The sequence below is a fragment of the Rhizobium sp. WW22 genome (genome assembly GCF_047041135.1).
GTDB lineage: Bacteria > Pseudomonadota > Alphaproteobacteria > Rhizobiales > Rhizobiaceae > Rhizobium.
This window is the reverse complement of record NZ_CP178199.1, coordinates 1,262,568-1,284,584: the sequence shown is the minus strand read 5'-3', so window position 1 is coordinate 1,284,584 and position 22,017 is coordinate 1,262,568. Positions and strand designations below refer to the sequence as shown.

20 protein-coding genes and 1 pseudogene are annotated in these 22,017 nt (G+C 59.5%); 7 read left to right on the top strand and 14 right to left on the bottom strand.

Annotated features, from left to right (window positions below; genetic code table 11):
- Window positions 1-132 precede the first annotated feature (132 nt).
- Window positions 133-1,095, top strand: a complete 963-nt coding sequence (locus tag ACK83U_RS24850) for a S1C family serine protease (RefSeq protein WP_112603853.1) — start codon at window positions 133-135, stop codon at window positions 1,093-1,095.
- A 57-nt stretch (window positions 1,096-1,152) separates the two neighbouring features.
- On the opposite strand, the gene ACK83U_RS24845 is transcribed toward ACK83U_RS24850, so the two are convergent.
- From ACK83U_RS24845 to ltnD, 6 genes are all read right to left on the bottom strand, one after another.
- A complete protein-coding gene (locus ACK83U_RS24845) occupies window positions 1,153-1,929 on the bottom strand; it encodes an SDR family oxidoreductase (RefSeq protein ID WP_112603851.1) in 777 nt (258 codons plus the stop codon).
- Complete coding sequence (gene denD / locus ACK83U_RS24840) at window positions 1,926-2,912, bottom strand: D-erythronate dehydrogenase (RefSeq protein ID WP_112603849.1); 987 nt, start codon at window positions 2,910-2,912, stop codon at window positions 1,926-1,928. Before denD ends, ACK83U_RS24845 begins: the two co-directional genes overlap by 4 nt.
- Window positions 2,913-3,113: 201 nt before the next feature.
- A complete protein-coding gene (locus tag ACK83U_RS24835) occupies window positions 3,114-3,878 on the bottom strand; it encodes a hydroxypyruvate isomerase family protein (protein WP_412474905.1) in 765 nt (254 codons plus the stop codon).
- A gap of 2 nt (window positions 3,879-3,880) precedes the next feature.
- Complete coding sequence (gene otnC / locus ACK83U_RS24830; RefSeq protein ID WP_112337281.1) at window positions 3,881-4,531, bottom strand: 3-oxo-tetronate 4-phosphate decarboxylase; 651 nt, start codon at window positions 4,529-4,531, stop codon at window positions 3,881-3,883.
- A complete protein-coding gene (gene otnK / locus ACK83U_RS24825; RefSeq protein ID WP_112603845.1) occupies window positions 4,528-5,802 on the bottom strand; it encodes a 3-oxo-tetronate kinase in 1,275 nt (424 codons plus the stop codon). Before otnK ends, otnC begins: the two co-directional genes overlap by 4 nt.
- 3 nt (window positions 5,803-5,805) lie before the next feature.
- Window positions 5,806-6,672: an L-threonate dehydrogenase gene (gene ltnD / locus ACK83U_RS24820; RefSeq protein WP_412475034.1), complete on the bottom strand. Its 867-nt coding sequence runs from the start codon at window positions 6,670-6,672 to the stop codon at window positions 5,806-5,808.
- A 210-nt stretch (window positions 6,673-6,882) separates the two neighbouring features.
- Here ltnD and ACK83U_RS24815 point away from each other — a divergent pair.
- The 3 genes and pseudogenes from ACK83U_RS24815 (at window position 6,883) to ACK83U_RS24805 (ending at window position 8,953) form a co-directional block, all read left to right on the top strand.
- A pseudogene (locus ACK83U_RS24815) lies at window positions 6,883-7,880 on the top strand (LacI family DNA-binding transcriptional regulator).
- A 117-nt stretch (window positions 7,881-7,997) separates the two neighbouring features.
- Window positions 7,998-8,423 (top strand): hypothetical protein, encoded by a 426-nt coding sequence (locus ACK83U_RS24810; RefSeq protein WP_246781308.1) that lies wholly within the window; start codon window positions 7,998-8,000, stop codon window positions 8,421-8,423.
- 158 nt (window positions 8,424-8,581) lie between these two features.
- Window positions 8,582-8,953, top strand: coding sequence for a hypothetical protein (locus ACK83U_RS24805; RefSeq protein WP_183713991.1), 372 nt, complete (start codon window positions 8,582-8,584; stop codon window positions 8,951-8,953).
- A 142-nt stretch (window positions 8,954-9,095) separates the two neighbouring features.
- On the opposite strand, the gene ACK83U_RS24800 is transcribed toward ACK83U_RS24805, so the two are convergent.
- The 3 genes from ACK83U_RS24800 to ACK83U_RS24790 all read right to left on the bottom strand — a co-directional run bounded on the left by ACK83U_RS24800 (window position 9,096) and on the right by ACK83U_RS24790 (window position 11,328).
- A complete protein-coding gene (locus tag ACK83U_RS24800) occupies window positions 9,096-9,665 on the bottom strand; it encodes a VOC family protein (RefSeq protein WP_412474904.1) in 570 nt (189 codons plus the stop codon).
- Between the two features lie 63 nt (window positions 9,666-9,728).
- Window positions 9,729-9,950, bottom strand: a complete 222-nt coding sequence (locus ACK83U_RS24795; protein WP_112603841.1) for a hypothetical protein — start codon at window positions 9,948-9,950, stop codon at window positions 9,729-9,731.
- 277 nt (window positions 9,951-10,227) lie between these two features.
- Window positions 10,228-11,328, bottom strand: a complete 1,101-nt coding sequence (locus ACK83U_RS24790; RefSeq protein ID WP_112603839.1) for a helix-turn-helix domain-containing protein — start codon at window positions 11,326-11,328, stop codon at window positions 10,228-10,230.
- 666 nt (window positions 11,329-11,994) lie between these two features.
- Between ACK83U_RS24790 and ACK83U_RS24785 the strand changes: the two genes are divergently transcribed.
- Window positions 11,995-13,032, top strand: a complete 1,038-nt coding sequence (locus ACK83U_RS24785; RefSeq protein ID WP_112603837.1) for a dipeptidase — start codon at window positions 11,995-11,997, stop codon at window positions 13,030-13,032.
- A 61-nt stretch (window positions 13,033-13,093) separates the two neighbouring features.
- Here ACK83U_RS24785 and ACK83U_RS24780 read toward each other — a convergent pair whose 3' ends face one another.
- The 5 genes from ACK83U_RS24780 to ACK83U_RS24760 all read right to left on the bottom strand — a co-directional run bounded on the left by ACK83U_RS24780 (window position 13,094) and on the right by ACK83U_RS24760 (window position 19,128).
- A complete protein-coding gene (locus tag ACK83U_RS24780; protein ID WP_112603835.1) occupies window positions 13,094-14,479 on the bottom strand; it encodes an LLM class flavin-dependent oxidoreductase in 1,386 nt (461 codons plus the stop codon).
- Window positions 14,480-14,515: 36 nt separating this feature from the next.
- On the bottom strand, window positions 14,516-15,493 hold the full coding sequence (locus ACK83U_RS24775; protein ID WP_112603833.1) for an ABC transporter permease: 978 nt from the start codon (window positions 15,491-15,493) through the stop codon (window positions 14,516-14,518).
- Between the two features lie 3 nt (window positions 15,494-15,496).
- Window positions 15,497-16,519: an ABC transporter permease gene (locus ACK83U_RS24770; RefSeq protein ID WP_112603831.1), complete on the bottom strand. Its 1,023-nt coding sequence runs from the start codon at window positions 16,517-16,519 to the stop codon at window positions 15,497-15,499.
- Window positions 16,509-18,059: a sugar ABC transporter ATP-binding protein gene (locus tag ACK83U_RS24765; protein ID WP_112604045.1), complete on the bottom strand. Its 1,551-nt coding sequence runs from the start codon at window positions 18,057-18,059 to the stop codon at window positions 16,509-16,511. The genes ACK83U_RS24770 and ACK83U_RS24765 overlap by 11 nt, the downstream gene beginning before the upstream one ends.
- Before the next feature lie 61 nt (window positions 18,060-18,120).
- Window positions 18,121-19,128, bottom strand: a complete 1,008-nt coding sequence (locus tag ACK83U_RS24760; protein ID WP_112603829.1) for a sugar ABC transporter substrate-binding protein — start codon at window positions 19,126-19,128, stop codon at window positions 18,121-18,123.
- 429 nt (window positions 19,129-19,557) lie between these two features.
- Between ACK83U_RS24760 and ACK83U_RS24755 the strand changes: the two genes are divergently transcribed.
- Window positions 19,558-20,601 (top strand): substrate-binding domain-containing protein, encoded by a 1,044-nt coding sequence (locus ACK83U_RS24755; RefSeq protein ID WP_112603827.1) that lies wholly within the window; start codon window positions 19,558-19,560, stop codon window positions 20,599-20,601.
- 71 nt (window positions 20,602-20,672) lie between these two features.
- A complete protein-coding gene (locus tag ACK83U_RS24750; RefSeq protein WP_112603825.1) occupies window positions 20,673-21,878 on the top strand; it encodes an acyl-CoA dehydrogenase family protein in 1,206 nt (401 codons plus the stop codon).
- Window positions 21,879-22,017 lie beyond the last annotated feature (139 nt).

Genomic DNA, 22,017 nt, shown 5'->3' with positions numbered 1-22,017 from the left:
TGGCTCTTGAACTTGGCTTGATCTCTCCTCATTTCAGTAGTCACTGTTTCAATCTGTCGAACCGACAGCCTCCTGCTTTTCAACAGTTGCTGCCGTTCCTCTATGCGACGCGTCCGCGTCGGAGGAGTTTTCATGGGCTTTATTGATCGCGACATCCAGCCGTCATCCGATGCCGAGCTGCTGGATGCCTATTCTCAGTCGGTATCGAGTGCCGTCGATCTCGTCGGTCCGGCAGTCAGCCGCATCGAGCGTTTGGGCGGCCGTGCCGGACATGGCTCGGGCTTTGCCATTTCGCCTGATGGCCTGGTCGTCACCAACAATCATGTCGTCGACGATGCCAAGGCGGTACGCATTAAGACCCCGGAAGGGGCGACCGTTGAGGGCAGAGTGCTTGGGCGCGACCCGGATACCGACCTCGCTCTCATTCGCGCCAACGACTGGCCGGGCAATTGGGCGCGACTTGGCGATTCCAAATCGCTGAAGCGTGGTCACATCGCGATCGCCATCGGCAATCCGCTTGGCTTCGAATGGACCGTCACCGCCGGCATCGTCTCGGCGCTGGGCCGGTCGATGCGCGCGGCCAGCGGTCGGCTGATGGAAGATATCATTCAGACGGATGCCGCCCTCAATCCCGGCAATTCCGGCGGTCCGCTGGTTTCTTCCGCCGGCGAAGTGATTGGCGTCAATACCGCTGTCATCCAGGGTGCGCAGAGCATCGCGTTTTCGGTCGCCTCTAATACGGCGAAGCATGTGGTGTCCGAAATCCTGCGTTTCGGCCATGTCCGGCGTGCTTATATCGGCATTGCCGCTGATACGGTCGAGCTGCATCGGCGCATCGCGCTCGAGGCCGGCGTCACACATTCGACCGCCGTGCGTCTGCGTCGTGTCGAGAAGGATAGTCCGGCCGAAAAAGGCGGCTTGCAGGAGGGTGACTACCTGCTTGCCATCGATGGACACGCCGTCTCCGGCATAGACGATGTCGTCCGGCTGCTTGATGGCGACAAGATCGGCATGGAGATCGAGGTCTTGATCTTCAGCGTTGCCGGCCTGATCGAGCGAAGGCAGGTCAAGCCTTCGGCACGACCTGCTATCTAACGAATGGTGCTAATCCTTGAGACGGCGGTATTGCACTCGCGGTGCTGCCGTTCTCTTTTATCCTCTTCCGACAAGCGGCATTTTCGTTGCCATGACAGTCATGGAAAGAACATTGGCGTCGAGCGGCAGGGTTGCCATATAGACGACGGCGCGGGCAACATGCTCTGCCGAAATTGTCGGCTCCGCTGCGGTCTCGCCATTTGCCTGCAAGACGCCGGCGTTCATCCTTGCGGTCATGTCGGTTGCGGCGTTGCCGATATCGATCTGGCCGCAGGCTATGTCGAAGGGACGACCGTCCAGTGCCGTCGATTTCGTCAGGCCTGTGATGGCGTGTTTCGTGGCCGTATAGGGTGCGGAATGGGGCCGCGGTGTCGTTGCGGAGATTGAGCCGTTGTTGATGATGCGCCCACCCTGCGGCACCTGGGTTTTCATCAGGCGAAAGGCCTGCTGCGTGCACAGGAACGCGCCCGTCAGGTTCGCACCGAGAATGGCGTTCCATTGCTCGAAGCTCAGCTCCTCCATCGGCACGGCCGGCAGACCCATGCCCGCATTGTTGACCAGAAGATCGAGGCGGCCATAGTGACTAGAGATCGCATCGAAGAGGCTGCGAACCGACGCGGGGTCACTGACATCGGCGGCAACCGCAAGAAATTCGGCCCCCGTCTCCTCGGCAAGCTCGCGGGCAGTTTTTTCTAGAACGTCAGCCCTACGTCCCGAGATGACGACCTTGAAGCCTGCCGAGCCGAGCGCCTTGGCGATGGCTCGACCGATGCCCGTCCCACCACCAGTCACCAATGCGATCGCATTTTTTACATTAGATGATGCCTGCGTCATACGACCCTCCCGTCCAGTTCATCTTCGATATGCGCCCGCAGGATCTCGTCGAAGCTCTGTTCGGCCTTGAAACCGAGATCGGTCGCACGCTTGGCGTCGAACTGTGTCGCCCAACCGGAAACGATGCGCTCGATCATCGGATCCGGCTCGCGGCGGATGAGCGCAACCGCCTTGTCGCCACCGACACGGCGCAGGGCATCGATCTCATCGGCAACGAGCGCCGAAAGTCCCGGCATGGTGAGATTGCGACGCGGCCCGACCTTCGCCGTATCGAGCGTTGCGGCGTGTACGAAGAAGCCGACGGCGGAGCGTGGACTTGCAAACCAGTGCCGCACCGTATCGCTGACGGGCAGAATAGCCTCCTTGCCGACCAGCGGCTCACGCAGGATGTTGGAAAAGAAGCCGGAGGCCGCCTTGTTGGGAGTGCCGGGACGCACGCAGATGGTCGGCAGTCGGATGCCAATGCCATCGAAAGTGCCGCGGCGTGAATAATCGGCAAGCAGGAGTTCCGTGATAGCCTTCTGCGTGCCGTAGCTCGTCAGCGGCGCGGTCAAGAATTCGTCACCGATGACATCGGGGAAGGGGGTGCCGAACACGGCGATAGAAGAGGCGAAGATGACGCGCGGGGTATAGGCCGATTTCAGGCCTTGCTGGCGAATGGCTTCGAAGAGTGCCCGCGTGCCGTCGAGATTGACGGAGTATCCCTTGTCGAAATCGGCTTCGGCCTCGCCCGAAACGATGGCGGCGAGATGGAAGATCATATCCGGACGGTCTTCGATGAGCTTTTCCGCAACACCAGGGCTCGCAAGATCGATCGTTAGGGCTTTTGATATGGATTGAAGCGCTTCCGGCACCGGCGGCTGGAAGGCATCGACCAGCGTCAGGTGATCGATAGCCTTGCCGAGAATCGTCGGCTCGTCGGCGATGCGGTTGACGAGCTTGCGGCCGACCATGCCGGCAGCGCCCAGGATCAAAACATGCATATTGGATTTTCCTCCCAATAGAGCAATTCCAGGAAAAGTACGTGGCGGTTTTCCATTCGGAATTGCGAGAAAACAAGCAGACGGAGCGGCTCAAGGATTCAATGAAAAGCTGAACCACTCCAAACTGATATCAGTCTTCGGGATCGATCCCGAGCAAATGTCTTTGATGGCCATCCGGCATCGAGGATGCTAATCACCCTTTCATCTGTATGCTTGCAGCCAGGCGAGCCCGGCCTCTGTTGTGGTTGCCGGGCGATATTCCGCGCCGATCGGCCTGTCATAGCCAAGCTTCTCCAGAAGCTGCAGGATGTGACGGTAGTCGATCTCCCCGTGGTCCGGTTCCCGTCGATCCGGAACGGCGGCGATTTGGATATGGCCGATTGCCGCCATATGATCCTCCAGCCTGCGGGTCAGGTCGCCCTGCATGATCTGGAGGTGATAGCAGTCAAACATCAGCTTGAGGTTGGCGGCATCGATCGCGGCTATGATATCGAGTGCCCGATCGGCAGTCTGCAGGAAGTAGCCTGGCGCATCGCGATAGTTGAGCGGCTCGATCAGGATCGTCGTCCCCGTCTTGTCAGCGCGTTCGCAGGCATAACGCAGATTGGCGATGAATGTGCCCCGTGCCTCGTCGCCGGCGGCTTTGCCCGCCATCACATGCACGTTTCGCGCGCCGATGGCGGCTGCATAATCGATCGCCTGATCGATGAGACGACAGGCTTCATCCTCGCGGCCCGGAATGGCGGCAAGTCCATTGTCACCGGCCGCGATATTGCCGCGGGCGGTGTTGAGGCCGAGCATGGAAAGACCAGTCTCCTCCAATGCCTGACGCACGGCTTCAGCGGGCGTGTCGTAGGGGTAATGGCATTCCACCGCATCGAAGCCGGCGCGCTTGGCGGCGCGGATGGCGTCGGGAAGGGAAAGCTCCTGCCATAGGAAACCCAGATTGGCCGAAAAGCGCGTCATCTTCAGTCCCATTCCACATCGTAGGTGCGGATGAGATCGGCGATCTGAGCCTCCGTCAACAGCGAAGGATTGGCCCCGCGTGTCAAGATGGCAAGCTTTGCCGTCTCTTCCAGTTCTTCAATCGCATAGACAGCCGCTTCCAGATCTTTCGCGGAAACGACGGGTCCATGTGCCGCTAGCATGACGGCGCTGCGCTTGCCGGCCAGTCCGCGAATGGCATCGCCCATCGCCGGGTCGCCCGGCATGAAATAGGGCAGGAGTTTTACTTTGCCGAGCTTCATGATCGAATAGGCCGTCAACGGCGGCAGCATGTTGTCCGCATCGACGCCGGGCAGGATCGAGAGGGCCACCGAGTGGCTGGAATGAAGATGGACCACGGCGCCCGTCTTCTTCGGTCGTGTCTCATAGAAGGCGGCATGCAGCGGCATTTCCTTGGTCGGCTTGTCGCCGCCGATCAGACGCCCTTTGTCGTCGAATAGCGAGAGGCGTGCCGGATCGAGGCGCCCGAAGGAACTGCCCGTCGGCGTCACCAAAAGCCTGCCGTCGCTGAGGCGTGCCGAAATATTGCCCGAAGAGCCGGCGGTCAGCCCGCGGTCGTAGAGCGATTTGGCCATCATGCATATCTGTTCGCGCAAGTTCGCTTCTTCGCTCATACCGTCTCCAATCGGTCGAAAGCGTCCGCAAAGAAGGTTTCTTTGCCGAAATTGCCAGATTTTAAAGCTAGAGCGACTGTTTCACCTCCAAGGGTCGTGAAAGTCCAAGGCACGCCGGGTGCGATTTCCGGCCCGATAGTCAGATGCGCCGCGCCGAGCGCCTGCGTGATTGCACCGGACGTCTCGCCGCCTGCAACGACGAAGCGGCGCGTGCCGCAATCGAAGGCCGTGCGGGCGATCACGGAAAGAGCGTCCTCGACCACTTTGCCTGCCTTGTCCCGCCCCAAACGTTCTTGCGCCTGCCGCACTTCATTAGGCTCGGCGGTGGCGTAAATGAGTTTCGGCGCGTCGGGGAATTGCTGGCGCAGCCATTCCAGCGCGGTACCGGGGCCTTCCTCTGCAAGCGCGATCGGATCGAGCCGCAGGCTGGCGACCTTGCCGGCGTAATTGGCAACCTGCTTCCGCGTCATGGCAGAACAGCTGCCGGAGAGCACGATCGAACCGCCGGTGATCTTTGGCAGTGCCTGTCGATGTTCGGAAAGGCTGACGAGACCTTCCTCCATGTAGAATTGCGGAAGCTGGCCGGCAATCGCGCTGCCGCCTGTCACCAGCGGCATGTCGAAAGATGCTGCTGCGATCGTTCGAAGATCGTCGTCGGATACGGCATCGACGATTACATGCCGAATGCCGTCGTTGCCGAGTTGTGCCAACTTTGCTCTCAGCGATTCCGCTCCCTTCGAGACGATATTATGGTTGGCAAGGCCGACGGCGCCATTCACCTGCGGCGTCAGAAGCCGTACAAGGCTTGAATCGCGCATCGGCGTCAGCGGATGGTCCTTCATCGGACTTTCCGACAGAAGCTGTTCGCCGACGAAAAGATGACCCATGAAGATGCTACGCCCATTTTCCGGAAAGGCTGGGCAATAGATCGCCTGGGTCGCGCCGGTCTCCGCCATCAGCATATCCGCGACCGGACCGATATTGCCTTCGGCCGTGCTGTCGAATGTCGAGCAATATTTCCAGAAGAAGCGGCTCGCTCCCGCTTCCTTGAGCCAATTCAGTGCTTGCCGGGCCTGCTTCACGGCGACCTCGACCGGCGATGTTCGACACTTGAGGGCGATGACTTCGAAAGCCGCCGTCTCGTTCGGGTAGCGTCTGTCTTGCGGAATGCCGATCCGCAGCGAAACGGGCAGTCCGCTGCGCGCCAGCAGCGCGGCAAGATCGGTCGCTCCGGTAAAGTCATCGGCGATACAGCCAAGCAGGAGTGTCATGGCCTACCCCTTAACGCCCGGCAGGCTGGCGCCGCTCCTGGCGGCCAGAATCTTCGCAACCGCGGCGTCATCCTCCAGGCCCAGGCCCGCCTCCGATGCTTCTACGAAGAGGTTGAGCGCCGTAGCAGCAAGCGGCGTAATGGCACCGGCTTTGTCGGCCTCCGATGTCACGATGCCGAGATCCTTGACGAAGATGTTGACTGCCGAGCGCGGCGTATAATCGCCCGATACGATGTGTTCGCCGCGGTTTTCGAACATCCAGGAGGAGCCGGCGGACACGCAGATCACGTCATAGAGCGTCTTCAGATCGATGCCTGCCTTGGCGGCGAGCGTCATCGCCTCGGCCGTTGCGGCAATATGCACGCCGGCCAGCAACTGGTTGATCATCTTGACTTGCGAGCCGGCGCCGGGGCGATCCCCGAGGCGGAATACCTTGGCGGAGATAGCTTCGAGCACTGCGGATGCCTTATCGAAAACCTCGGGCATGCCGGATGCCATGACGGTAATCTCACCCGAAAGCGCACGGACATGGCCGCCAGAGACGGGAGCGTCGATGACGAGCATGCCAGCTGCCTCCAGTCTTTCGGCAATGGCGATCGTGGCGCTCGGGGCCATGGTGGTGCAGAGCAGGAACACGGTCGAGGGCCGTGCGGTCTTCAGCGCGCCGTCCTGGCCGAAAAGCACGTCTTCGACCTGCTTGCTGTTGACGACATAGACAAGGATCACGTCGGCATCTTCCGCCGCTGACGCCGGCGTCGTGCAGGGCGTACCGCCGTTCTCTGCAAAACGGGCGAGAACCTCGCTGCGAACATCGCAGCCGCGCACGGCAAAGCCCGCTTTCAGAAGGGAGAGAGCAGCGCCCCAGCCCATGGACCCCAGGCCGATAATGGCTGCCTTCTTCGTGTTCTGCACGGTGCTACCTCCGCTATTTTCAGCTATGTTACCGATACCGGTATCGGTAACATAGCTTTATTTTCCCGGGAATTGTCAATAGGCTGATGTTTGCCTTTTCGCGGAAACATTCTATGAAGAAGAGCGGCATCGTGCCAGCCGCCATGGGTCATCGAGGGTTGCTTGGGGATGCGCAAACCCACTCTGGAGGAAGTCGCGATCGAGGCGGGCGTCAGCAAGATGACGGCATCGCGCGCCCTGCGTGGCGTAGCCGACGTCTCCAGCGAAACCGTGACAGGGTGATCGAAGCGGCAACGCGGATGAATTACGTCGGCAACAGGCTGGCGCTCTCCTTGTCCTCGCAACGCACAAACCTGGTCGCCGTCGTCGTTCCCAGCATGTCGAACATCGTCTTTCCAGAGGTACTTGCCGGTATTTCCGCCGGGCTCGATGGTTCCGGCATGCAAGCCGTGTTCGGCATATCCGATTATGACATGGCAAAGGAGCGCGAGATCATCCGCGACATGCTCTCCTGGCAGCCTTGCGCCATCATCGTCACCGGGCTCGATCAACCGGAGGAGACGGTGGAGTTGCTCCGCCACGCCAATATTCCGGTCATCCAGCTCATGGATCTCGACGGCACGCCGATCGATTTCAATGTCGGGTTGTCTCATGGTGCGGCGGGAGAGGATATGGCCGAAGCGTTGATTGCGGCCGGGCGAAGACGGTTCGGTTATGTCGGCAGTGCCCTGGCTCGAGATCTGCGCGCGCGCAAGCGAAAAGCCGGCTTCGAGCGCGTCCTGCATGCGCATGGCCTTGGGTTTGCCGGGCAGCGGACCGATGACGTCTTTTCCTCGATCGCGCTCGGAAAGCAGCTCACGACGTCGTTGCTTGTGGCGGCGCCAGACCTCGATTGCATCTATTATTCCAATGACGATATGGCGAGCGGCGGCTTGTTTGCCTGCATGGAACTGGGGGTTGCGGTTCCTGATAAAATGCTGATTGCCGGCTTCAACGGGCTGGATCTGGTCAATTCCTTGCCCGCGCCGATCGCAACCTCGCGCTCGCCCCGGCGCGCTATCGGTGAGGCCGCGGCGCAATTGGTGCGCCAAGCAGTCGGGATAGGCCGGGAACCGATGCGGAAAACAATAGTGTTCAAACCGACGATCGTGGGAATTGATGGTTAAGTTTAGGTCAAGACGGCATCGTCTTTTGGAGAATGCAGAGACAGGAGCAGCGCAAGAGAAAGTTGTCATTTCGGATGCGCGGCACTAATCTGTGCCGCATTGAAGGGTTGGCAATTCATGCATGACGATTCGATCCTGCCGATAGAGTTCGCCGTTTCGCTTGGCTTGTTATGCAATATCGGCGCTCCGCTTCTAGCCTTTTGGATGGCGGGAAAATTGCCTCGTTTGCGCCTGTGGATTCATAGCGCCGCTTTCCTCGCGATCCTGGCTTCGCCGCTCACGGCGATGATGCTTGGGTTGCCGGATCTGCTCCCCGAAGAGGATGACAACCCCAGCGCTCGTTTTGCCTTTCTGCCGCTGATCGTCGAAACGGCGATCATTGTGTTGCTCTATTGCCTGGCAGGGGCGATGCTTCTTTCCCAATCCGTTCATTCGGCAATCACCGACTGGCATGGGGATGCGCGGCTTTCGCAAGTGGCTTCGCGTCCACGCCGCGATGGCACATCATCCTCTTTCGCATCCAAAGGTTCCAAGTCACAATAGATGTTGTCCAGCCGAACGCCGGATCGGCACCGATCCGAAGCTCGCGCGACCGTGTGACAGGGCGCGCGATCTGGTTCTGGCCGTGTTCAGGCAGAGTTCATGCGAATCAGCGTATCTCTATTTTCATCCGCAAGACAGGAAATTTGGGGGTAAGGAAAATGCTTGAAGGTTTGGTACGGATCTCGCGTATCGCCGTGGTCGGATTGGCCGCGTTGCAGCTGATGACCTCTGCGGCTTCGGCTCAGTATTACGGCGGCGACGACGGTTATGCACCGCCGCCCTGGCAGCGCGATCAAGGTCGCGACTGGAGAGGGCCGCCGCGCGATCGTGGCTGGGACCGTGACAGAGGTTGGGACCGCGATCGGGGCTGTGACAGACGTGACCTGATGCGCGCTGCGCGCGCGGAAGGCTTCCGCCGCATCGATTCGGTTGATAGCAACGGGCGCCGAATTGTCGTCCGCGGCTGGAATGACGGCGGCCCCGACCGCATGGTCTTCGCCAATCGGCGCGGCTGCCCGGTTATCGACTGACGCTCAAGTCAGCATGTGAGCGGAGCCGAGCTAGGATCGGCCTCCGCTTGCTTCGCGGCAGGGCATGCTTTCGACTGGCTGAAGTTGGCGCATGTGCCGCTAGCGGCGATCATTTTTCCGATGATCTTGCTTCACTCGGGCGTCAGGCTGCGGCGGCTCGTGGTTTTGTGGCAATGATATCGCCGTCATGTTCCGGTTGAGCTTTGGCTGATGTTCCAACATCGGCAGCTGGTGACTTGACCTGAAATTGCCAATATATGCCCCAGGGATCTATCACTCCGCTGCGATCATCCGGGCGACCCTTCCCCAGCGCATAACGCAAACGGCTTGCCTCGTCTTCCGTCGCGCACTCGACCGTGACCGAAGAATTATGCTCCAGGTAGTCGAATGGCCCAGCCTCGAATCCCATGTAAGAACGGTTTCCGAGTTTGAAGCCCGCGAATTTTACGCTGCCGGCCGGTCCATTCGGTTGATCGGTCAATATGTTCGAGATCCATCCGACGGCCGAACCAGGGATAAGCGCCGTATAGAGCTCTATCGCTCTTTCCATATCCCGGCGAAACCAAAGATGCTGCCTGACCTTCATTGTAGCGCTTTCATCAAATCCTTGATGGATGGCGATTGGCATAAAAGAGCTACGCCTGCCGTTCGCCCAATAAAAAATCATGCCGCCGATGACCCGCTTCTTATGGAACGGTGCCGCCGGCGGCATGCTGAAGAGTTGCTTCTTACCGTTCGTGCTCACCCCTGCGGAGCGCGGACGGAGGCCGCAACACTATTTCTCCGCAACTCTACCGGCGAGAGCCATCACGTAGTCGTCGGCAATATCGGCCAAGGTCAAAGCGACCTCAGGCTCATTCCAGCCGGCGGAGACCACCGTTTGGACGAAATCGCGAAAGGCCAGTTCAAGGACCTCTTCGCGCTCGACCGCGCGGTATGAATCAGTGACGGGATGCTGGGGCTTGCTGATCTCTATTGTTTGGCGAGTAGATACCATTGCTGTTTTCCCTAAGGCTTGCCCCGATGGACGCAGGGTACATTCACCAAACATTGGGGCTTTGGTGTCTGAGCTAGTATTCCCTTTCATTTTTAATGGTTTACCTATCGGGTGTCGTTAGCCATGCATCCCGAAACTTGCAGCAGCGTCCATTTTCGCGATTGCTGAAGTGCGGTGTTTCCGCTTGTGCATGGATGGGCGCGACGGGACGCCGCGCATCGGAGTCATTCGACTGCGTTTCATTCAGGAGATTTTGAAGCCCGCTATGCGGAATTGTCTAATGATAATAGCCCAGGGTTTTCAGCCATTCGTCGAAAGAGTGGCTGTTGCCGGACGGCGCCGGTGAGATGATCTGTCCGACATAGCGTGGGATGGTAAGGTTTCTGGCTTCGCGAGGGCTATAGCCGAATTCCTTGCCGAATGCCCGGCTGAAATGCGCCGCCGAGGAGAAACCTACGGCAAAGGCGATGTCGACGATCTGCTCACGATTGGCGGGATCGCTGAGAGCCGCATGCGCCGACAGGAGACGGCGGCGCTGAATATAGTGATGTACGCCGCCATATTGTTCAAATATCTGATAGAGCCGGGTGCGGGATACGCCAAGCTCGCGGCATATGCGTTCGGCGGTCAAATCGCCCGAGATCAGGTTGGCTTCGACGAACCGCCGCACCCGTTCCGTCAGGGCGAGGGCGCTATGCTGTTCTGTGCCGGTCGATTGAGCCGCTGAGGTCGAAATGGCAGCCACGATCATGTTGCGCACCGTCTGTACGACATGGGGTAGATCAGTGGCTGCAAGACGCGCGAGATTGTGTTCGACGCTATCGAGAAATTCGATCAGCATGTTGGTGAAGACGCCGGAGAGGGCAATATTGTTCTCGATTTCTACCGGTGCGGGAACGTCGAGCAACAACGCCCTCGGCAGAAAGAGCGAGAGGACCTTCGCCTCGGTCGAGCGCCCCCGAAAAGGGTGTCCTAGCGAACGCAATTCCACCTTGCCCGGCTCGCCATCCAGAACGTGGCCATCGACTTCCGTCCACGTCCGGCCGCTGGATAACACGGAAATGTGCCAGTGATCGACGTGATTGGCTTTCACTTTCGCCTGCGAGCGCATGTAACTGTGAGGCGGCGCATCCTGCTGAACGACGAGCATGCCGCCCAGATTCCATGCTGTATGGTCTGCCGGAAAGCCGGCTTCCGGAGAGGCATTATCCGGCAGCCGGACGTCGGCCAAGGGAGCGACATAAGTCTGCCAAGCGGCAAATTGATCGCCGGGCTCCATACCACGTGTCGAAAATTTCAAGGGCTGCAAGGCTGGCGGCGGCAGGGCGCCCTCCGCTGCCTTCTCCGGCCGGGGAAAGCGCCGCCGTTCGGACTGCATGGATTTCCTATCGCCACGCCATGACTCGTCCTGCGCCTCGTCTGACGCGGATTGGGATCGGTCGTCGCGTCGCAAATCAGACAATCAAGTCTCTCCGAATGCCGTCGGGCGGAAGATAAGCATCGCTGTCAACTCTCCATCCGCCATACCGACAGGTTCCTGCTGCCCGCTTCCATCGGATAAGCCCGAAACTTGCTATGAATTGCTCTTTTCAGCGAGCCGATACGCGGCGATCCTGGTCTTATCCCGGGTTTTTTCACCTCAATACGGTTTTCATTTGCTGCGCATTTTCGAAAAGGCAAGTCTCGCGGGTTGGCAAATCAATATCCCGTTTCACTTGTCCCAATATATGGCACCAATTCGCACCGATCTGTGCAGATGCGTTTGCTGGCCGACGCGACAAGGGGGCGGCGTCTCCATTCCAGGAGTTTGAAACGAAAGCGCAAATCGCTCAATGCGTGCCCTCTGCAACGTTCAAGGCAACACTATCCGTTTTTATTGCACTCGACCTGACATGGCTTCCACCCATCTTACTTTCGCGGGAGTTTTTAGCCAGGTGTCTTGCGAGCGGCCAATTCGTTTTTTGCAGAGCTATGAATAATTTGCAGTTGCCCATTCCGCCAAGCTTGCCTAGGCAGATAGCAACTGCGGTGTTTGGAATGAGACATGACCGAATCCTCGATAATTCCCGTATTCGATGGCCATAACGACGTGTTGCTCCGGCTGCGTCGCGGCGGCTTGAATTCCATCGATGCTTTCCTGAACGGCGAAGCTGCCGGACATATCGACCTGCCTCGCGCGCGTCGTGGCGGTCTTGCCGGCGGGCTCTGCGCCATCTTCATCCCTTCGCCGGATCAGCCGAAGCCTGGAAATGCCGATTTTGCGACGCCCGCCCAGCCGGACGCGCTGAACGAAACCCTGGCCATGGCGCGGCTTTTGCTTGCGATCGAGGCCCGGTCGCAAGGAGCCGTAAAGGTTTGCCGTTCGGCCGCCGATATCAGGCGGTCGATTGCCGAAGGCCAGTTCGCCGCCGTTTTCCATATCGAGGGCGCGGAGGCGGTCGCGGCCGATCTCGATGCCCTATACGTCCTGCATCAGGCCGGTTTGCGCACGCTTGGACCTGTCTGGAGCCGCCCCAATGTCTTTGCCTATGGTGTGCCTTTCCGGTTTCCTTCGACGCCGGATATTGGCCCCGGGCTCACCGACGCCGGCAAAGATCTGATCCGCGCCTGCAACGAGCTTAGGATCATGATCGACCTCTCGCACATGAACGAGCAGGGGTTCTGGGATATCGCCAAATTGTCGAATGCGCCGCTGGTTGCCTCGCATTCCAACGCGCATGCCATCAGCCCGCACAGCCGCAACCTGACCGACAAGCAGCTTGACGCCATCCGCGATACCGGCGGTTTGGTCGGTATAAATTTCGGCGTGTTGTTCCTGCGTGACGATGGCGTCAGGAACACCGATACGCCTCTCGAAGTCCTCGTTCGCCACGTTGCTTACATTGCAGAGCGCATCGGCATCGAACATGTCGCGCTCGGTTCCGATTTCGATGGTACGACCATTCCGGCAGCGCTCGGTGATGCGAGTGGCCTGCCGAAGCTGATCGACGCCTTGCGCGCGCATGGGTTTGATGCTCCCTCGCTTGCCAGGATCGCGCATCAAAACTGGCTTCGAGTCCTCGAACAGACATGGGGCGGCTAAGACGGGAATTGTCCCGTCTCAGCCAAAGACACGCACCTTTGTCTAAAGCCTATCCGACGCGTCAGGGAAGAGCGTTGGCTTCGCCAAGATTGCGATAGCCGGTTGCTGGATGCGGGACTGCAAGCCGGGGTCCGCTGCCGCCAAGCTTCTCGCGCAAGGTGCCTGTGCGATACTCGGTCTTGTAGACGCCGCGCTTCTGCAGTTCCGGCACCAGAAGATCGACGGCATCCTCGAAGCTTTCGGGGGTGACGGCATAAGCGAGATTGAAGCCGTCGACGTCGGTATCCTCGATCCATTCCTGCATCAGGTCGGCAACCGTCTGTGGCGAGCCGACAAAGACCGGGCCGAAGCCGCCAATGCCGACCCAATCGGCCATTTCGCGCACCGTCCATTCCTTGTCCGGATCGATGGTGGTGAAGGTCTCGACGGCCGATTGCACTGCATTGGTATAGCGATGGCGCAGCACCTCGTCGGCTGAGAATTGGCCGAAATCGATGCCGGTCCAACCGGAGATCAGCGCCTGCGCCCCTTCGAGCGAAACATATTGACGGTATTCGTTGAACTTGCGCTGTGCCTCGGCATCGGTCTCGCCCAGGATCACTGTCTGTAGATTGAAGGAAAGGATTTCGCGGGGATTGCGCCCGATGCGCTCGGCTGCTTCGCGAACATTGGCGACATAGCGCTTCAGGACTGCCTTCGAAGGTGCCGCGACAAAAATGCATTCGGCATGTGCACCGGCGAAATCCTTGCCGCGGCTGGAGGCGCCCGCCTGGTAAAGCACGGGGGTACGCTGCGGCGACGGCTCGCTGAGATGAATGCCGGGCACGCTGAAATGCTTGCCGGAATGGCGGATCGGGTGGACTTTTTCCGGTCTCGTAAAGATGCCGCTCTCGCGGTCGCGAATGACTGCGTCGTCTTCCCAGCTACCCTCCCACAGCTTGTAGCAGACTTCGAGATATTCCTCGGCCAGGGAATAGCGGTCGTCATGCTGCGTTTGTGCAGACTGGCCGATGTTGAGCGCGCCGCTGTTCAAATAGGAGGTGACGATATTCCAGCCGACGCGCCCTTTCGTCAGATGATCGAGCGTCGAGATGCGCCGCGCGAATGTGTAGGGATGCTCGAAGGAAAGCGAAGCTGTCAGACCGAAGCCGAGATGCTCCGTCTCATAGGCCATGGTCGGGATGAGCTGCAGCGGATCGTTGACCGGCACCTGCGCCGAATGGCGCAAGGCCGCATCGACATTGCCGTTCAATACGTCATAGACCCCGAGCACATCGGCGATGAAGAAGCCATCGAATTTGCCACGCTCTAGCGTTTTCGCCAGATGGACCCAATAATCGAGATCCTTGTAGGTCCAGGATTTGTCGCGGGGATGGCGCCATAGGCCTGGTGACTGGTGTCCGACGCAGTTCATGTCAAAGGCATTGAGCCTGATTTCGCGTGTCATCTTGCTATTCCTGCGATTGTATCGTTCGGTCGGCGCTCAGGCGCCAACCGCTTTCTTGTTGACGAAGCTGAAGGTGAGCACGGCGAAGATCAGCAGACCGGTGCCGACCTGCTGCCAGTAGAAATTCAGGCCCGTCAGCAGCAGGCCGTTGGCGACGATGCTCAAAAGCAGAACGCCAAGCACCGTGCCGGCGACGTTCGGCCGCCCCAGCGACGAAAAGGTCGTGCCGATGAAAGTGGCTCCAATGGCGTTCAGCATGAAGCCGTTGCCGGAAGAGGGGATATAAACCGTCACGGTCGCCGTCAGGATCAGGCCGGCAAAAGCGGCAATCGTGCTGGTGAGGATGAAGGTCACGGCCACATGCTTTGCGAGACCGATGCCCGAATAGCGAACGGTGCGCGGCTGAATGCCGATCGCAAGCACGGCGCGGCCGAAGCGCATGCGGGCAAATAGCAGTGCTGCTGCCGCGATGATGACTGCTGCGATCAGAAGCGGCACCGGAAAGCCAACAAGCGTTCCATGCCCGATAAAGCGGAACGCTGCGGGAACACCGGAGGGTGGCAGATAGACCGGATTGCCGCCATCCGTGAGCAATTGCTGGATGCTGCGGCCGATGAATAGCGTTCCGAGCGTTGCCAGGAATGGCGATACGCCGATTGCCGAAATCAGTATGGCATTGAAGGCGCCGACCAATGCGCCCGCGCCAAGGCCCGCTAGGGCGGCGAGCGGCACCGGTAGACCAGCCAATATGCCGGAGACGAAGGCAAAGCTCGCGAAATCGACGGCCGTCCCGACCGAGAGATCGATACCGCCGGCTGCAACGGCAAAAGTCATGGCGATCGAGACAATGGCAAGCAGAGTGAAGTTGTTGACGAGAATGCTCTGCAGATTGCCGACACTGAGAAATGTCGGCGCCACGGTCGAAAACAGCGAGAAGACGAGCACAAGGGCGACGATGAGCCCATAGCGGGCAAGGCCAGCGAATGACCGTGTCGGGGCAATGGCAGTGATCACGGTTCAGATCTCCCGTTTGCGAAGCAGTGTGGTGGCCGAAACTACGATGAGGATCAGAAGACCTTGAACGCCGCTGACCAGCGTGCTCGGCAGATTGAGCAACTGGAAGCCATTGACGAGAAAGCCGACAAATAGCGTCGAGATCAGCGTGCCGCCGATGGTCGGGACGAGCCGGCGGGAAAACACCGAGCCGAGCAATGCAGTGACGACGACGGGAAGCAGCATCTCGCCGGAGCCGGTAGTGCTGCCGCTGAGATAGGCGACGGAGAGGATGCCAGCGATGCCGCCGCAGAACCCGCTGGCTAGGAACGCCCCCGCAACCAGGCTCTTCAACGGCAGGCCGGCGGCGCGTGCGGCCTCGGGAAACTCGCCGACGGCATAAAGCCTGAGGCCAAGCGGGGTGAATTGCACGATCGCCGTCGCGACGATGGTAAAGCCGATCAGCACATAGGCGAGGATCGGAATGCCAAACCCGTCCGACGATGAAAGTGCGGTGAGAAGGTCTGTCGAGGCCGGAAGCACGGTATTCTGGGTCAGGACCAGCTCCAGCCCGGCGACCACATTCATCACGGCAAGCGTCGCGAGCAACGGCACAATGCCCGCAAAAACGATCGCCAGCGCGTTGACGATGCCGATCGCCAGCCCGGTGGCCAGTGCAGCCGCCCCGGCGACCACATCGCTGAAACCGAGCTGGATGAGGGTTGCGTAAACTGCGGCGCTGAGCCCCATATTGGCGGCAAGCGAGAGATCGATGCCGCCGGTGACGACATTGGAGCCGCCGGCGATCAGGACGATCGTGAGGCCGATGGCGAGAACACCCGAAATGGCCGATTGTCCGAGCACGTTGCCGATATTGCCGACCGTCAGAAAATAGGGCGCCGTCGCAGCGAAAATCACCAGAATGGCTGCGAAGGCAAGCAATGAACCGAACCGCAAGGCGGCGGCAGCGGCAAGCTTGCCGCTGGCCGACGACGCCTTTGTCGTCGAAGTTTCGGGTAGGGAGGCAAATTGAACGTCAGCCGACATGGCGCAATCCTTCCAAGGCACCGGTCGATGCCGACAGAACTTCGTCCGTTGTCGTCTCGGAGGAGATGAGTTCGCGCGTTACGCGACCGCGAAACAGCACAAGGATCCTGTCGGTGATGCCGACAAGCTCCTGGAGATCCGAAGACAGCACGATTACGCCGGCACCGCGGGCGGCAAGCTCACCGATCAATGTGTAGATTTCGACCTTCGAGCCGATATCGACGCCAACGGTCGGCTCGTCGAGCAGGTAGATTTCCGAATGGCGGCTCAGCCATTTGGCAATCGCCACCTTCTGCTGGTTGCCGCCTGAGAGTGTCCGCACCAGTACCTCGCGCCCAGCCGTCTTGATTTGCAGCCGCTTGATCAGCTCGTCGGCGTCGGCGCTTTCTCGCTTGCGGTTGAGAAAGCCGAAACGGGTATAGCGGCTCAGGCTCGACAGTGTGATGTTTTCACGGACGCTGAGCTCCAGGCCTACGCCGTGGCCGCGCCTATCCTCCGGCACCAAGGCGATCTGATGATCGACGGCTTCGACCGGGGTGCGCAGCTTCAGGCCACGCGCATCGACATCGATCGTCCCACCTGTTGCCGCCTGCAACCCGAAGAGGGTGCGAACCAGATCCTTTGCCCCCGAGCCGAGCAAGCCCGTAATGCCGAGGATCTCGCCGCGACGCAGTGAGAGGCTGACATCGTGAAAGCGGTCTGTTGCCGAGAGATTCCTGACTCTGAGTATCTCATTCCCTAGTTCGACTTGCCGCTTGGGAAACATGTCGGCGATATCGCGTTCGACCATCAGGTTGGCAATCTTGCCTGCCGAGATTTCGCTTGCCCTCAGAGACGCGACATCGACACCATTGCGCAGAACCGTAACATCGTCGCACAAGGCCTCGATTTCATTGAGATAATGCGAGACGTAGATAATGGTCACGCCTTCGCTGCGCAGGCGGCGGATGAGGCGGAACAGGATCTCAGCTTCCTGGCGCACCAGCGCTGCGGTCGGCTCATCGAAAACGAGAATCTTCGGCTTGTGCAGCAGCGCGCGGGTGATCTGGACGATCTGCCGTTCCGCTGTCGACAGTTCGCTGATCAGCGCGTTCTTTGGCAAATCGACGCCGAAATAATTGGCAAGGAGTTCTGCGGCCCGCCGTTGCATGGCGCTGCGGTCGAGGAACGGTGTCTTGCCGAAGCGGGTCTCTCGCCCGAGAAAAAGCGATTCTCCGACAGTGAAGGTTGGGACCAGCAGCCGATCCTGATGGATAAAATGAATGCCGAGCTCTTCGCACAGATGCGGCGCCAGGCGCTCATAGACCTGCCCCTCGATCTCGATCCGTCCCTCATCCGGGATGTGCAGACCTGCCAGCAGCTTGATCAAGGTGGATTTGCCCGCTCCGTTCTGGCCGACAAGCCCATGGACGGTGCCGCGCCTGATGGCAAGCGACGCTCCGGCCAGCGCCTGCGCGCCGCCGAAACGTTTAACGATGTCGTCGAAGCGCAGGATGTGCGACGTGTTGTCTGCTTTGGTCACATGCTCGGCTGCGGTCATGAAAGAGGCCCTTCGCCTTTCGAGAGGCGATGCGGGAAAATCCGCATCGCCGGTTTGCACGTCAGCCGATGCCGAGCGTCTTGATCACGTCGGCGACATTGCTTTTGTTTGCCAAGAGGGCAGGAACATAGGTTTCGCGTGGCAGCGTTTGCCCCGAAAGCAGCTTGGCGACGTTGCGGATGGCCGTGCGACCGATTTCCGCTGGCTGCTGGGCTGCATCGGCCCCGGCTGGCGAATTGGGATCCGCAACGAGCTGCAGCACTTCCGGGCTGCCGTCGACGCCGTAGGTGCGGATCTCGGTACGACCAGCGGCCGCGAGCGCCTGTGTGGCGCCGAGCTGGGGAATGTCCCAGGCCGACCAGATCGCCTTGATTGAGCCCTTCTCCGGATATTTGTTCAGGATGGCGGTGATCTGCGTGAAGGCGTCCTGAACCGTATTCGGAATGACATCCCGAAGTTCTGGTTGAATGATCTTCACCTTCGGGAAGTATTTGACCACATTGACGAGCTGGTCGTAGCGGATTGCGCAGGGCGTTACGCCATAAAAGCCGTTGAAGATGATGACATTGCCTTCGCCGCCGATGTCGGAGACGAGCTGCAACGCCAGGTCTTTGCCGATACCCCAATTGTCCGACGTGGTGTTGTTTATCGAATTGGTCGAGCCGACATCGACGGTCAAAACGGGAATGCCGGCGTCGCGGGCCTTCTTCAGCCAGGGGTCGATGACGCTCAGCGTGCCGAGGATCTGGACTATGGCGTCCGGCTTCTGCGCAATCAGCGTCTGCAGCTGCGAGACAAGCTTGCCGTCGTTGCGGCCGGCATCGACGGCAATCGGCGTGCCGCCCAGCCGTTTCACCTCGTCAATCTGCGCATTGTAGGCCTGCAGGTCGAAATAGTGGTCGGTTCCCGTCGCGCTGATAGCGATCCGCTTGCCTTTCAACGACAACGCGTCGTCGGCAGCAGCGGCCGTCTTCGACAGAATGCCCGATGCCGCGAGCGCCGTTCCGGCAACCGCTGTCAGTTTAAGAATATCCCGGCGTCCTAGGCCGGTCGTCTGTCCCTTGGTCATGAAAGCATCCTCTCCAGCAATTCATAAATGCCAATAGAATATAAAATAGGTAGATTTAAGTGATTTAAGGGAGGAACATTTTTCCAAAACTGGAGCGGCAGGGGAAATTTCCGTCATCTGCCTTTCTAATGTACAGTTCGGGTTTCCACAGCCCGCGTAATGATCGTTAGCTTTATGGTCACTTTTTCGGATGCCGGTCTATCGCCCCTCAGCCATAGACCGGCGTGGACTGCCCGCGAGATTGCGCGATCTTTTAGGCAAGCCCTTGCCGCCAAGCCTTCCCATCGCGAACAAAGAATCTCCGAAGGCGGGTAAAATCAGATGATTTAATCTACTAAAAACATAGAGTTTATATCTAAATAATTGCATGCGTCGCAGGGTCATCATTCCGTCAGACGACGCTTCCGATTGATCGTGAGGATCGCGACAATGAAATTTCTCACACGGCTTGCCCTAACGGCCGTTGCTCCTCTTCTTCTTACGCAGGCTGCGCTGGCTGGCGGTGTGAGTGGCGCTCCCGCCCCCTTTGATAAGGGCGGCGTGAAGATCGCCTTGATCAGCTACATATCGGCCGGCGACTTCTTCCAGGCTTATCAGGCCGGCGCGGAAGCTCAGGCAAAGGCGCTCGACATCGATCTGCGCGTCTTCCCCGGCCGCCAGGATGCGGCTGCGCAGCGCGAACAGATCCTCCAGGCGATCAATCTTGGTGTCTCCGCCATCGTTATCGATCACGGCCTGCCGGAATCTCTCGGCGATGTCGTTCAGCAGGCGCTCGACAAGGGCATCAAGGTCGTTGCCTTCGATGTCAACCTCAACAATCCCAAGATCCCCCAGGTCGAGCAGAGCGATCATGAGCTTGCCGATCTTGCCCTGAAGCAGGCCGTCAAGGACAACGGCAGCAGCTTCAAGGCAGGTTATGTCTATGTAGCGGGTTTTGCGCCGCTCGATCGCCGCAACGAGGTTTGGGACGCTTTCAAGAAGCAGAATGCAGGGGTTGTTGAAAAGGCTCGCTTTGGCAATGTCAGCGATACGACGGCGACCTCGACTGCGGACCAGGCAAAGGCGGCACTGACGGCCAATCCCGACATATCAGTCGTTTTCGCACCCTATGACGAGTTCGCGCGCGGCGTGAAGCTCGCCGCGACGGATCTCGGCATCACGGGCAGGCTGAAGATCTATTCCGCTGACGTATCGACGGCCGATATTCAGGAAATAACCGAACCGGGTAGCCCGTGGGTTGCGACGGTGGCGACCAATCCAGTCGTCGTCGGTGCGGTTTCCATCCGAGCCGCCGCTTTGCAGGTGGCGGGCCAAGAGGTTCCGCATCAGATCACCGTCAAGCCGACGCTGCTGACGCAGGAGGGACTTCGCGCCGCCAATGTCCGGACGATCGAGGAACTAGCCAAGAAAGTTCCTGCTTTCAACACGAGCGACGCGGTAACCGCCAGCTGGATACCGGAGAAGCTTTTCTAAGCAGCTGTCCACGATCCAGGCGAGAATTTCTTAATCTCGCCGGACTACGTCCATGAACCGGAGTTCATATAATGAGTCAGTCCAACGTCGTCTTTGCGGGCAGTCGAAACGCCACGCGGGAAGACCTTTTTGCCCGAGCGGAAGAGATTGCCGCCGATCTTTCCAAGCGCGCTCCAGAACTTGATCGCGAAGGTCGTCCACCGCTCGGCGAAATCGTCAAGCTGAAGAATGCGGGCTTGCTGAACGCCTTGCATGCTGCGCAGGTTGGCGGCGGCGGCCTCGATTGGGTGGATGGCTTGCGGTTGGTGCGCATCCTTGCGCGCGGCGAAAGCTCCATTGGCCAGCTTCTCGGCTATCACTACGTCAACAGCCAATATGTCTATTGGGCCTTCGAGGAGGCGCGTGCGCAGGAGCTCGGCAACAAGACGGTGGCAAACAGCCTCTACTGGGGTGCTGCCGTCAATCCGCGCGATCCGGGCCTCGTATTGACGCGCCGCGGCAATGGCTATGTCCTGAACGGCCGCAAATCCTTCTCCACCGCCGCCCACGTGTCGGATTACATCAACGCCAATGCCGCTCTTGATGATGGGATCGTCGGTTTTGCCGTTCCGACCAATCGGGCGGGTTACAAGGCTAATGACGATTGGGACAATTTCGGCCAGAGACTGTCGGACAGCGGCAGCGTCGAATTCCACGATTTTCCCGTCTACGAAGAGGATCTGGATAGGGCGGCAACCGTCGGCGGCGAAGCGCCGGTGCTCGCAACCTTCAACACACCCCTCATTCAGCTCGTTTTCGTGAACTTCTATCTCGGCACGGCTGAAGGCGCTTTGCGAGAGGCGGTCGACTATGTCCGCAGCACGACTCGACCGTGGGTCACATCCGGCGTCGAACGTGCATCGGACGATCCCTATATTCTCGAGCGTGTCGGCGAGTTCACTGCGGCCTTGAAGGCTTCCGCTGCGCTGGCCGACAGCGCTGCGGCAACGGTGCAGGAGGCGCTTGCGGGAGGAAGCAGGGCAACGGCACGCGAGCGCGGCGAGGCAGCAGCCGAAGCCTATGCGGCGAAGGTGCATGCGACCCATGTTTCACTCGATATCACCTCGCGCGTCTTCGAACTCACCGGAGCGCGCTCGACCGCGGAGAAATATCGTTTCGACCGCTTCTGGCGCAATGTACGGACGCACACGCTGCACGATCCGGTCTTCTACAAGGCCAAGGAAGTTGGCGAATTCGTTTTGAACGACCGGATTCCTGAAGTCAGTCTCTACAGCTGACACGAGGGCGAGGACGTGGCGCAGTCTAAAAAGGGCATAGGCTCATAATCTGCGCTGCGCGGGTGCTGACTCCACCTGTACTCAAGATCGGTTAGCGTCATTTATATCTGGTGTGGTGTGGGCCAGGGTTGGAGCACAC

Excerpts from the sequence above, each read along its gene's own strand:
- ACK83U_RS24790 (WP_112603839.1), bottom strand. The coding sequence starts at position 11,328 with ATGCAGTCCGAACGGCGGCGCTTTCCCCGGCCGGAGAAGGCAGCGGAG.
- ACK83U_RS24780 (WP_112603835.1), bottom strand. The coding sequence starts at position 14,479 with ATGACACGCGAAATCAGGCTCAATGCCTTTGACATGAACTGCGTCGGA.
- ACK83U_RS24845 (WP_112603851.1), bottom strand. The coding sequence starts at position 1,929 with ATGACGCAGGCATCATCTAATGTAAAAAATGCGATCGCATTGGTGACT.
- ACK83U_RS24835 (WP_412474905.1), bottom strand. The coding sequence starts at position 3,878 with ATGACGCGCTTTTCGGCCAATCTGGGTTTCCTATGGCAGGAGCTTTCC.
- otnK (WP_112603845.1), bottom strand. The coding sequence starts at position 5,802 with ATGACACTCCTGCTTGGCTGTATCGCCGATGACTTTACCGGAGCGACC.
- ACK83U_RS24765 (WP_112604045.1), bottom strand. The coding sequence starts at position 18,059 with ATGACCGCAGCCGAGCATGTGACCAAAGCAGACAACACGTCGCACATC.
- ltnD (WP_412475034.1), bottom strand. The coding sequence starts at position 6,672 with ATGGGCTGGGGCGCTGCTCTCTCCCTTCTGAAAGCGGGCTTTGCCGTG.
- ACK83U_RS24810 (WP_246781308.1), top strand. The coding sequence starts at position 7,998 with ATGCATGACGATTCGATCCTGCCGATAGAGTTCGCCGTTTCGCTTGGC.
- ACK83U_RS24750 (WP_112603825.1), top strand. The coding sequence starts at position 20,673 with ATGAGTCAGTCCAACGTCGTCTTTGCGGGCAGTCGAAACGCCACGCGG.
- ACK83U_RS24795 (WP_112603841.1), bottom strand. The coding sequence starts at position 9,950 with ATGGTATCTACTCGCCAAACAATAGAGATCAGCAAGCCCCAGCATCCC.
- ACK83U_RS24755 (WP_112603827.1), top strand. The coding sequence starts at position 19,558 with ATGAAATTTCTCACACGGCTTGCCCTAACGGCCGTTGCTCCTCTTCTT.
- ACK83U_RS24785 (WP_112603837.1), top strand. The coding sequence starts at position 11,995 with ATGACCGAATCCTCGATAATTCCCGTATTCGATGGCCATAACGACGTG.
- ACK83U_RS24770 (WP_112603831.1), bottom strand. The coding sequence starts at position 16,519 with ATGTCGGCTGACGTTCAATTTGCCTCCCTACCCGAAACTTCGACGACA.
- otnC (WP_112337281.1), bottom strand. The coding sequence starts at position 4,531 with ATGAGCGAAGAAGCGAACTTGCGCGAACAGATATGCATGATGGCCAAA.
- ACK83U_RS24800 (WP_412474904.1), bottom strand. The coding sequence starts at position 9,665 with ATGCCGCCGGCGGCACCGTTCCATAAGAAGCGGGTCATCGGCGGCATG.
- ACK83U_RS24850 (WP_112603853.1), top strand. The coding sequence starts at position 133 with ATGGGCTTTATTGATCGCGACATCCAGCCGTCATCCGATGCCGAGCTG.
- ACK83U_RS24760 (WP_112603829.1), bottom strand. The coding sequence starts at position 19,128 with ATGACCAAGGGACAGACGACCGGCCTAGGACGCCGGGATATTCTTAAA.
- ACK83U_RS24805 (WP_183713991.1), top strand. The coding sequence starts at position 8,582 with ATGCTTGAAGGTTTGGTACGGATCTCGCGTATCGCCGTGGTCGGATTG.
- denD (WP_112603849.1), bottom strand. The coding sequence starts at position 2,912 with ATGCATGTTTTGATCCTGGGCGCTGCCGGCATGGTCGGCCGCAAGCTC.